We start from the raw sequence: 1,568 nt of genomic DNA on the forward strand, positions 1-1,568 counted from the left end.
TAGGGAGCATTCCTGTTAGAAGGATTTTCGGGGACTTGAAAACAAAAAAGCCCTCCTGTATGATGCTTGAGTATCAACGACTAAATTGACTCATTCATCTACGAGAGGACTATCTAATGAATTCTAATACGAACCATAAAATTAATCAAGTTACAGAAAATACACTAGTAATTGGCATCGACATTGCGAAGCACAAACATTTTGCCTGTGCTATTGATGATCGAGGTCGAGCGTTCCAGAAATCATTTCCTATTGCGCAGTCACGCATTGGATTTGAAGGCTTTTATGAGCGACTGCTTACGTTAAAAGCTACACATGAAAAACAGGAAATCCTCGTTGGTTTTGAGCCAACAGGACACTATTGGATGAACTTGGCGGCGTTTCTGACAAGCTACGGAATTCCATTCGTGATGGTCAACCCAATGCACGTCAATCGTTCCAAGGAATTGGATGACAATCTTCAAACGAAGAATGATCAAAAAGACGCACTTGTGATTGCTCGTTTAATGCGAGACGGACGCTTTAGTTATCCACGTATTTTGGATGGTGTAGAAGCAGAACTCCGCAACGGGGCAACGTTACGTGCAAAGATTCAAGAAGATTTAAATGCCATTCAAAATCGAATTATTCGTTGGCTAGATCGCTTTTTCCCTGAGTTTACACAAGTATTTAAAAGCTTCGGGAAAATGGCGTATGCGGTACTCGAAATGACCCCACTACCCTCGGATATCAAAGGGAAAACACCCGAAGAGCTACTGTTCTTATACCGCCAAGTAGATGGGATGAAAAGTCCCCAACTACCAAAGGCAAAACAATTAGTCGAAGTTGCGCAGGATTCAATCGGACTGACAGAAGGTTTAGTGATGGCCAAACTTGAAATCGCCACATTACTTTCTCAAGTGAAATTAATGCAAGCCCAGCTCGACGAATTAACGGCTCAATTAATAGAGCTCGCGAAACAAATGGCGGATTATGAGTATTTAGCATCGGTACCAGGAATCGGAGACGTAACCATTGTCGATTTACTATCAGAAGTTGGTTCACTCACACAATATGCGCATCCACGCCAATTAATTAAACTAGCGGGACTCACGTTGCGTGAAAACTCTTCTGGTCAACAAAAAGGACAAAAACGGATTTCCAAACGAGGAAGACGCAAACTTCGCGCCCTCTTATTCCGAGTCATGATGCCGTTAATCTTGCATAATCCAGCTTTTAAGCAATTACATGAATATTACACCACACGCTCGATCAATCCGCTTCGCAAGAAGCAATCAATCGTTGTGCTATGTGGGAAATTACTAAAGATTTTACATGCCTTGTGCAAAAAGAAAACAATGTTTAACGAACACCAAATGATGAACGATTTCGCCAGTCTTCAAACTGCTGCATAAGCGTACACATCAGAAGTCCAACCAAGAGGATGACACGGAGAAGCCGGCATTATTTTCACCATCCGACCGTTGATGACCAATCAAACGAGTCCCCTAGGGAGCATCGCCAGCCTCTGCCTTATGAATAGACCGAACGAAGGAATGTACGCGCAATCAGACGCCTAGAGACATGGG

General features: G+C 42.9%; 1 protein-coding gene. It reads left to right on the forward strand.

The window, feature by feature from the left end; translation table 11 throughout:
- Positions 1 to 116 precede the first annotated feature (116 nt).
- On the forward strand, positions 117 to 1,394 hold the full coding sequence (locus tag H9632_RS18665) for an IS110 family RNA-guided transposase (RefSeq protein ID WP_191705563.1): 1,278 nt from the start codon (positions 117 to 119) through the stop codon (positions 1,392 to 1,394).
- Positions 1,395 to 1,568 lie beyond the last annotated feature (174 nt).

The organism is Solibacillus merdavium, assembly GCF_014836935.1.
Classification (GTDB): domain Bacteria; phylum Bacillota; class Bacilli; order Bacillales_A; family Planococcaceae; genus Solibacillus; species Solibacillus ferritrahens.

Excerpts from the sequence above, each read along its gene's own strand:
- H9632_RS18665 (WP_191705563.1), top strand. The coding sequence starts at position 117 with ATGAATTCTAATACGAACCATAAAATTAATCAAGTTACAGAAAATACA.